Origin of the sequence: Shewanella sp. SM20 (genome assembly GCF_025654545.1) — a bacterium.
GTDB lineage: Bacteria > Pseudomonadota > Gammaproteobacteria > Enterobacterales > Shewanellaceae > Shewanella > Shewanella oncorhynchi.
This window is the reverse complement of the sequence record NZ_JAKKRK010000087.1, coordinates 1-9205: the sequence shown is the minus strand read 5'-3', so window position 1 is coordinate 9205 and position 9205 is coordinate 1. Positions and strand designations below refer to the sequence as shown.

Sequence of the window (9205 nt, the reverse complement as noted above, 5' to 3'; positions counted from 1 at the left end):
AGCACAGTAAGCTCAATTTTGTATCACCGAGTGAGCGACATGCGATGCAAGATAAAGCGATTTTATCTAAGCGTAAGGAGGTACTAGAAGAAGCAAGATCAAGAAACCCTAAACGCTGGCCAAACGGTATAAGGAACTGTGACGTTATCGGTGAGGTAGTGTTGAACCCAGAAAAAGAGTCTGAAACTGAAACAAGAAATGCAGCTTAAAATTTAAGTAAAGAGTGCCAACTACCTTGAAAAACACCGTCCGCGTGACATAACATTTCCTGATATATTCCATCCAGAAAAAGCATAGTATCAAAAGTCACTACGGGCAAACTTTATTGTCTGAAAATATTCTTACGGGCAAACTTTAGTGCTTACGGGCAAACTTTATTGTCTCTACACAAGACTAAACCGCTTGTCCTGCAGCCACGCCAGATGCCCAGGCCCATTGAAAATTAAACCCGCCTAACCAACCACTTACATCCATGACTTCACCGATAAAGTAGAGTCCGGCGACTTTGCTGGCTTCCATGGTTTTGGAAGACAGCTCATTACTATCAACGCCGCCTAACGTCACTTCGGCGGTGCGGTAGCCTTCGGTGCCGTTCATCAATACTGTCCAGTGGTGTATATCATCCACCAGTGTTGCGCGCTCGGCGTGCACTAGCTGATTTAACGCTTTATTCAACAGGGCTTCATCGAATAACACTTCCACCAGCCGTTTAGGCAACCATTGGCTGAGGGTGTTGCGCAGGCTTTGTTTTGGATGTGCGGCGAGCTGTTGCTCTAGCAATTGCGCCAAATCCATATTCGGCAAAAGATCGATTTCTACGGTTTCGCCCGCTTTCCAATAGTTGGAAATCTGCAAAATTGCGGGGCCAGATAAGCCACGGTGAGTGAATAGCAGCGCTTCGCTAAATGCAGTGCCATCTTTGGCGGTAATGCGGCTCGGCACTGCGATGCCAGACAAAGGCTCGAAACGAATTTTATCTTCACTGTGCCATGTAAAAGGCACCAGACCCGCGTGAGTTGGCAATACTTTTAGGCCAAACTGCTCGGCCAGTTGATAACCGTAAGGCGTGGCGCCGAGTTTAGGCATGGATAAGCCGCCCGTGGCGATAACCAGTGAGTCGCAGCTCAGTTCGCCGTTAGAGGTGTTGAGCTCAAAGCGCCCTGCTTCGGTCTTTTTAACGGCCAGAATATCGGTGCGCAGCTTAATGGTCACGCCCGCCCATTCACACTCGGTCAATAGCATAGTGACTATCTCTTTAGCCGAGTCATTGCAAAACAGTTGGCCGTGATCGCGTTCATGGTATTCAATGCCGTGACGCTCGACCATTTCAATAAACTGCTGCGACGTATAACGCGCGAGTGCCGACTTAACAAAGTGGGGATTGCCACAGAGGAAGTTAGCGGGCTCGACTTTAAGGTTGGTAAAGTTACAACGCCCGCCGCCGCTGATGAGGATTTTACGCCCAGCTTGCTTGGCATTGTCGAGTACGAGTACATCACGGCCTCGGTAACCCGCGGTCGCTGCACACATCAATCCCGCGGCGCCGGCTCCGATAATAATGACATCATGATGTTTCACGCTATAACTCCACACAGATAAATTGATTGGCATTGGCTGCCAACGGGCAATTTGATAACTCGCGAACCTTTAGCAAGCAAGTCATGCAACAGCTAAACGGAGCAAAGATAAGCTCAAACGTTAGACACAAATCCCCTCTTTCACCATCCCTGGCGACCGGGGATAAATACTTCCGTGTATAAATCCCCTCTTTCACCATCTGACCTCCAGGGATGGAGGAAATGCCATCTGATGTCGGGAACATCAAGGGCCCTGATGACCGGGGATACATCTTGCACACCAGAAGTCCGGGCACAAAAAAGGGCGCTATTTTAGCACCCTTTCCTTTATTCGGCATTACAGCATCATCACGGCTCGCGGTTTATTGCGTAGGCGTTTCTGATTTCTTTTCTCTGCTGAGCAGCTCTTTAGCAGCATCGACTGGCGCTTTGCCTTGATACAATACTTGGTAAATCTGCTCAGTGATCGGCATTTCAACCCCGAGGCGTTTCGCAAGCGTAAACACTTCTTTGGTATTGCGATAACCTTCAACCACTTGGCCAATTTCAGCCTGCGCTGTCATCACATCACAGCCTTTACCTAAGGCTAAACCGAAACGACGGTTACGGGATTGGTTGTCGGTACAGGTCAACACTAAGTCGCCTAACCCCGCCATGCCCATAAAGGTGGCGGCATTGGCACCTAAGGCTTCGCCTAAACGCGTCAATTCGACTAAACCACGGGTAATCAAGGCTGTTCTGGCATTGGCACCAAAGCCGATACCGTCGGACATGCCCGCGCCAATCGCGATCACGTTCTTTACCGCGCCGCCAAGTTGCAGTCCGGTAAAGTCGTCGTTGGCGTAAACCCGCAAACGTTTAGGGCTGTGTAACAGCTCAACGAGATCGTTGGTGAATTTAGGACAAGTGCCCGCGACCGAAATGGCCGTAGGTAAACCCATGGCTAATTCTTTCGCGAAGGTCGGCCCAGATAACACCGCCAGCGGATATTGCTCACCTAACACATCACGGGCCACATCTTGCAGCAAACGTCCGGTTTCAGGCTCGAGCCCTTTCGTTGCCCATACGATACGCGCATCGCTACGGAGTAACGGTTTAGCTTGCTCAAGCACAGTACCAAACACATGGCTTGGTACGACCACTAACACATTGTTGCTGGCGGCTAAGGCTTTGGCTAAATCGGCTTCGATCTGTAAACAATCAGGAAACGCAATACCAGGCAAAAAAGCTTGGTTGCACTTGTCTTGAGCGAGCGTTTGCATGTGGACAGGATCGTGTCCCCATAACAAGGTCTTATGACCGTTGCTGGCTAAAGAAATGGCAAGGGCGGAGCCATAAGAGCCCGCCCCTAATACCGTGATATCGGCAGAGTTTTTCATGTAATTAAGCGTTAGCTTCTTCGGCAGCTGGTGCAGTCGCAGCAGCTTGACGTTGTTGCACGTATTGGGCAAACAGCGCATCGAAGTTAACAGGTGCTAAGTTCAGTTGTGGGAAAGTACCACGACCAACTAAGCTGCCCACGGTTTCGCGAGCATATGGGAATAGGATGTTAGGGCAGTATGCACCTAATGAATGGGCCAGTTGTGGCTCAGTCAGACCAGTGATAGAGAAAATACCGGCTTGTTGTACTTCACATAGGAAAGCGGTATCGCCACCGTTTTGTGCAGTCACAGTTAAAGACAGGACAACTTCATACACATCATCAGCTAATTTAGCGCTGCGCGTGTCTAAATCTAACTTAACTTCTGGGTTCCATTCTTTTTGGAATACCGCTGGGCTGTTAGGCGTTTCGAAAGACACATCTTTAGTGTAAACACGTTGGATGTTGAATTGTGGGGCTTGTTGTTCGTTGTTTGCTACTTCAGCCATAATTTCCTACCTATCCTATCAATGTTGTATCGGCTTTTCGTTGAAAGCCAATTATTATTTGAAAGCCAATTACTATTTGAACGTAAATTGGCTCGGGGCTTATGTTACTCAAGGCCTATATCAGATCTCGGTATCATCCCAACTTGTACCCATATTCGGGTATCGATCGAACCAGTCTAAAAACTTACATTAAGCCCTTAGCGACCGTAGGATCAGTATGCCAAACAATGATGACTTTATTACTGCACTATCCTGTGGATTGAGTACAGCTTAAATCATAACTGCCGCCGACAACTTATCTTTTGCTTTTTGAAACAGGCATATTTGCTGCCTGCCATTCACCCATACCACCTTTCAAGTTGTACAGGTTTTCAAAACCTTGCTTACTCAAAAGCTGAGCGGCTTGAGACGAGGTCATGCCAGCATTGCATACCAATATAATGGGACTGGCTTTATACTTTTCAAGGGCTGATATCTGATTATTTTTAATATCGGCGAGCGTAACGTTAAGTGCATCAACAATATGGCCCTTGCGGAACTCGTCATTCGAGCGCACATCAACCACTTTAGCATCCTGTCTATTCACCATAATCGTTAATTCTTGATGAGAAATACTTTTGATTTTTGACATGCTCGATTTGATGATACTCGCGACAAGCACAACAAATAATCCCACCCAAGCCAGACTGAGCATTGAGTGAGCTTTAAAAAATTCGATATATTCTTGCATGATGATTGCCCGCATAAATGGCGAAAATTCGATAAGGGCACAGAGTATACCGATTGCCTTGGCAGAATGCAGCAGTTTAGTCACAGTTCGAGATCGCACTTTTAGTGCAATTGACTCTGTACTTGTCACAAGCCACTCACAGAATCGGGCGAATTAGTGATTCGATGACCTTAATCGGGGTAAAGCGCTTTTTCATACCCCGCTAACGTAGTAATATTTGACCAATTTCAGATTTCTATCGCTTCTATAAAACTTAAAGGTATCACTATGACGACAGCTAAACGTCCGCTCGCGTTGTTGATCCTCGATGGCTGGGGCTACCGTGAAAACACGCATAATAATGCGATTTTCCACGCCAAGACTCCGGTACTCGACCGTCTCAACGCTAAATATCCCCATAGTTTGATTTCAGGTTCTGGCTTAGATGTTGGCTTACCTGATGGCCAGATGGGAAATTCTGAAGTTGGCCATATTAACTTAGGCTCTGGCCGTGTGGTTTATCAAGAACTCACTCGTATCAGTAAAGCCATTGCAGATCATGAGTTTGAAAAAAATCCTGCGCTATGTGATGCGGTAGACTCAGCCATCAAAGCTGGCGGAGCTGTGCACATTATGGGCTTGCTTTCCCCCGGCGGCGTCCACAGCCATGAAGAGCATATCGAAGCTATGTGCCGTATGGCCGTTGCGCGCGGTGCAACTCAGGTTTATCTGCACGCTTTCCTCGACGGACGCGATACGCCACCGCGCAGCGCTAAGGGCAGCTTGAGCCATTTTGATGATCTGTTTACTACATTAGGCCATGGCCGTATCGCATCGATTATTGGTCGTTACTTTGCTATGGACAGGGATAATCGTTGGGATCGCGTGTCGCAAGCCTACGATTTAATCACCCAAGGCAAGTCAAAATTCCAATACGACAATGCCGTTACAGCATTAGAAGCGGCTTACGAGCGTAACGAGAACGACGAATTCGTCTCTTCATCGGCGATCACAGATGCCAACGGTCAAGTTGCGACCTTAAAAGACGGCGATGCCCTGATTTTTATGAACTTCCGTGCTGACCGTGCCCGTCAAATCACCCGTAGCTTTATTCACCCAGACTTCGATGGTTTCGAACGCGCTGTTATGCCGAAAATGCACTTCGTCACTTTGACTGAGTATGCTGGCGACATCACAGCACCTATCGCTTATCCATCTGAAAACTTAGTGAATACCTTAGGTGAAGTGCTGCAGAAACAAGGTCGTACTCAGCTGCGTATCTCTGAAACTGAGAAATACGCCCATGTGACTTTCTTCTTTAACGGCGGTAAAGAAGAGCCATTCGAGGGAGAAGATCGCATCCTAATCAACTCGCCTAAAGTGGCAACTTACGATCTACAGCCTGAGATGAGTTCAGCTGAGCTGACTGACAAGTTAGTCGCAGCAATTGAATCAACCAAGTACGACGTGATCATCTGTAACTACCCCAATGGTGACATGGTTGGCCACACAGGTAATTTCGATGCCGCCGTTAAAGCTTGTGAAGCTGTCGACGCTTGTATCGGCCGTGTGGTTGATGCGCTGGCGAAAGTGGGCGGAGAATGTATTATTACCGCCGACCACGGCAATGCCGAGCAAATGACCGACGAAACCACAGGTCAGGCTCACACGGCCCACACCAGTGAACTCGTGCCTTTCGTCTTTGTTGGACGCGATGCGACCATAGATGAAGGTGGTAAACTCAGCGATGTTGCACCTACCATCTTGACCTTGATCGGCGAAGCCATTCCAGCTGAGATGACGGGCAAACCCTTAATCCACATAAAAGAGTAACCGTTACCTAGTGAGCACTCGACTCCTTGTTAAAGCCAGCATTATTGCTGGCTTTATGATGTTATCTTTCTCGGCACACGCTTCTGATTTGGAGAAGCGTAAGTCCGAGTTAAAATCAATCCAAACGCAAATAAATCAACAACAAAGCGCATTAAAAACCACCAGTAAACAAAGAGAAAAACTGCTGTCATTGCTGCGTAGCGATGAAGAAGCGATTGCGTCAGCTGCCAAAAAAGTCAACAGCACCAAAAATAGCTTAGCGCAAATCGACACTAAACTTGCCGAGCTAAAACAACGTCAAGATGAGTTAGAAACGCTTAAAGTGACTCAACAACAAACACTGTCGAAACAGCTGTCGAGCGCCTATCTTGCCGGTAATCACGATTACACTAAGATGATGCTTAATCAGCAAAGTCCCGCCACTATCGAGCGTATGTTGGCTTATTACCAATACCTCAATAAAGCGCGGATGAAGTCGATCAACGAATTAAAGCAAACCTTGACCGAGCTAGATGAGATCAAGGTGTCGCAAACGAGTAAGCAAAAGCAATTAACGAAACTCGTGGCCGAACAACAAGTACAAGCTAAACGTTTGAGCCAAGAGCAAGATCAGCGTCAACTGACCATCAAAGAGCTGCAACGCACCTTAAATTCTAAGGGTGCAGAGCTCGAACAGTTGCAAATTGAAGAGGCCAGCTTAAAGCGTGTCGTTGAACAAGCGCTGCGGGCCATGAAAGATAACCCCTCGATGGAAGGCTTTGGTAAACAAAGTGGCAAACTTAAATGGCCGACAAAAGGTCGTGTGAGTGCTAGCTTTGGTAGCCAACGCTCCGGTCAAGTAGTATGGAAAGGCACTATGTTGTCTGCACCAGAAGGGCAAAATATTCGAGCCGTTTCAGGTGGTAAAGTCATTTATGCCGACTGGTTACGCGGTTTTGGTCTTGTCATGGTCATCGATCACGGTAAAGGTTATATGAGTCTTTACGGTCACGCTCAAACCCTACTAAAAAGCCCTGGTGAGATGGTAAAAAGCGGTGAAGCGATTGCTTTAGTCGGACGTTCAGGTGGACAGAGCGAGCCTGGCCTATACTTTGAAATAAGGCATAAAGGGCAAGCCGTCGATCCAGCGAAATACTGTCGCTAATCAAAACGGTCCCCTTATCACAGGGGACCGTTATGAAATACATGATCCGCTATATCAGTTGCGTTGGATTAGGTCTCACTTTAGGCCTATCCATCAGCCTCTCCAGCCAAGAGAACGCGAAATCCTACCGCGACAACTTTGACTATCCATTACTACAAGATGTACTTGAAACGGTTGAAACTTACTATATCAAAACCGTTCCCAAAGAAGAGCTCGTGCAGGCCGCCATCAAAGGCATTTTTGAACATCTCGACCCCTATTCCAGCTTCTTGAATCATCAAGAATTACTCGATCTTAAAGATTCGAATCGCGGCGAGTATTTTGGTTTCGGTTTCGAAGTCGCGGCCCAAAAAGACCACATCAGCATCATAGCCCCCTTTGCCCATTCTCCCGCAGAGCAAGCGGGAATACGTGCGGGCGATATTATTATTAAACTTAACGACACCCTGGCGACTGAAACGAATCTAGCCGATATCCTTACTGAAATAAAAAGACATAGTCTCAATAATCAGAGTATTAACTTAGAGCTAAAACACAGTAATGACAATGCCACCTTTAAAGTGTCACTCAAGCCAAGCAATATCACTATAGAGTCGGTCAGCACTCAACTGCTTGATGGCAATATTGGCTATGTCAGATTAAGCAACTTCCAAGAAAACTCTACCGAGGATATGGTGCGCTCGCTCAGCCAATGGCAAAACAAACCACTCACAGGACTTATCTTAGACCTACGTAATAATCCCGGCGGCCTACTCGACCAAGCGGTTAAAATTGCGGATCTATTTCTCGCCAAAGGACGCATAGTCTCGACCTCTGGCCGCTTCTTCGATGCTAACTCCGACTACTATGCCTCACCGCAAACCATGCTGACTAACGTGCCTATGCTAGTGTTAATCAACAAAGGCTCGGCCTCTGCATCCGAAGTTCTCGCCGCCGCATTACAAGAAAATGGTCGTGCTAAACTCTTAGGTGAGACCAGTTTTGGCAAAGGTACAGTACAAAGCCTGATCCCCATTTTAGAAGATGGTAACGCGATTAAACTCACAATTGCCCAGTACAATACTCCTAGAGGTGAAAACATTCACAACATAGGGATCATCCCCGACATAAAAATTGCCGCCGAAACTGGTTCCGGCGTTGGTAATTTAGCTATAATCGACGCCCTATCAGCCCATGCATCACTGGCCCAAGATCATCAAGTGACCTCTGCCATTGCATGGATACAGCACCATGATGAATAAGAAGAAATTGTGCGCTTACTTTATTCCTTAGCCCTATTGGCCCTAAGCATTTCTCAAAGCTATGCAGCCCAGCTTGCACTCATTATTGATGACATAGGTTATCGTCATACAGATAAAGCCGTACTGGCACTGCCCAATACAGTAACACTCGCTGTATTACCTCATACCCCACTTGGCAAAGAACTCGCTAACTGTAGTGGTCAAGTAAAATTGGCCACGGTTTTAGAGTCATTCCAATATAAACGTTCTGACTCATTTGGCGTTAACCCACCATTATATTGATGGGGTCTGGTCTCACTGTARTATCCAGTGATGTAATTTGTGATCTCTTTATCTGCTTCTGTAAAATTCCCATAACCAYTRGCGGGTATCCACTCAGATTTCAAACTTCTAAAGAAACGCTCCATTGGTGCGTTATCCCAACAATTCCCGCGRCGACTCATACTTTGCTCAATCTGAAGACGCCATATTAATTGTCTGAATTTCAAGCTYGTGTAATGCGAACCTTGATCGCTGTGATATATCACATTCTCAGGCTTACCCCTTAACTCAAATGCCATTTTCAAAGCTTTACAGGTCAGCKCACTATCTGGTGATAATGACAAAGCCCATCCAACAGGTTTGCGGGAAAATAAGTCTAAAACAACGGCTAGATAGGCCCAGCGATTACCGACCCAAACATACGTCACGTCGCCACACCACACTTGATCTGGTTGAGTTACTGCAAACTGTCGATTTAGCGTATTGGGGATTGCAACATGCTCTTGTGTCGCTTTCCTATAAGAATGCTTAGGCTGCTGACAGCTTAATAACCCAAGCTTTTTCATTAGAT

Annotated in this window: 7 protein-coding genes and 3 pseudogenes; 5 read left to right on the top strand and 5 right to left on the bottom strand. The window is 46.9% G+C overall.

Going from position 1 to position 9205, the window contains the following annotated elements; translation table 11 throughout:
* Positions 1–209, top strand: a pseudogene (locus L5M18_RS22185) (IS3 family transposase); the annotation flags it as partial.
* Between the two features lie 184 nt (positions 210–393).
* On the opposite strand, the gene L5M18_RS22180 reads toward L5M18_RS22185, so the two are convergent.
* The 4 genes from L5M18_RS22180 to L5M18_RS22165 form a co-directional block, all read right to left on the bottom strand.
* Complete coding sequence (locus L5M18_RS22180; protein ID WP_263198631.1) at positions 394–1578, bottom strand: NAD(P)/FAD-dependent oxidoreductase; 1185 nt, start codon at positions 1576–1578, stop codon at positions 394–396.
* A gap of 361 nt (positions 1579–1939) precedes the next feature.
* Positions 1940–2956 (bottom strand): NAD(P)H-dependent glycerol-3-phosphate dehydrogenase, encoded by a 1017-nt coding sequence (gpsA, locus tag L5M18_RS22175; protein WP_173497252.1) that lies wholly within the window; start codon positions 2954–2956, stop codon positions 1940–1942.
* 4 nt (positions 2957–2960) lie between these two features.
* A complete protein-coding gene (secB, locus tag L5M18_RS22170) occupies positions 2961–3446 on the bottom strand; it encodes a protein-export chaperone SecB (RefSeq protein ID WP_006083777.1) in 486 nt (161 codons plus the stop codon).
* Positions 3447–3741: 295 nt separating this feature from the next.
* Positions 3742–4176 (bottom strand): rhodanese-like domain-containing protein, encoded by a 435-nt coding sequence (locus tag L5M18_RS22165; protein WP_105253030.1) that lies wholly within the window; start codon positions 4174–4176, stop codon positions 3742–3744.
* A gap of 267 nt (positions 4177–4443) precedes the next feature.
* Here L5M18_RS22165 and gpmM point away from each other — a divergent pair, with 267 nt between their 5' ends.
* From gpmM to L5M18_RS22145, 4 genes and pseudogenes are all read left to right on the top strand, one after another.
* On the top strand, positions 4444–5988 hold the full coding sequence (gpmM, locus tag L5M18_RS22160) for a 2,3-bisphosphoglycerate-independent phosphoglycerate mutase (protein WP_105250842.1): 1545 nt from the start codon (positions 4444–4446) through the stop codon (positions 5986–5988).
* Between the two features lie 10 nt (positions 5989–5998).
* A complete protein-coding gene (locus L5M18_RS22155; RefSeq protein WP_113941204.1) occupies positions 5999–7132 on the top strand; it encodes a murein hydrolase activator EnvC family protein in 1134 nt (377 codons plus the stop codon).
* Positions 7133–7164: 32 nt separating this feature from the next.
* A complete protein-coding gene (locus L5M18_RS22150) occupies positions 7165–8373 on the top strand; it encodes a S41 family peptidase (protein ID WP_263198630.1) in 1209 nt (402 codons plus the stop codon).
* Between the two features lie 9 nt (positions 8374–8382).
* A pseudogene (locus tag L5M18_RS22145) lies at positions 8383–8565 on the top strand (divergent polysaccharide deacetylase family protein); the annotation flags it as partial.
* An 8-nt stretch (positions 8566–8573) separates the two neighbouring features.
* Here L5M18_RS22145 and L5M18_RS22140 read toward each other — a convergent pair.
* Positions 8574–9205, bottom strand: a pseudogene (locus L5M18_RS22140) (IS3-like element ISSba5 family transposase); the annotation flags it as partial.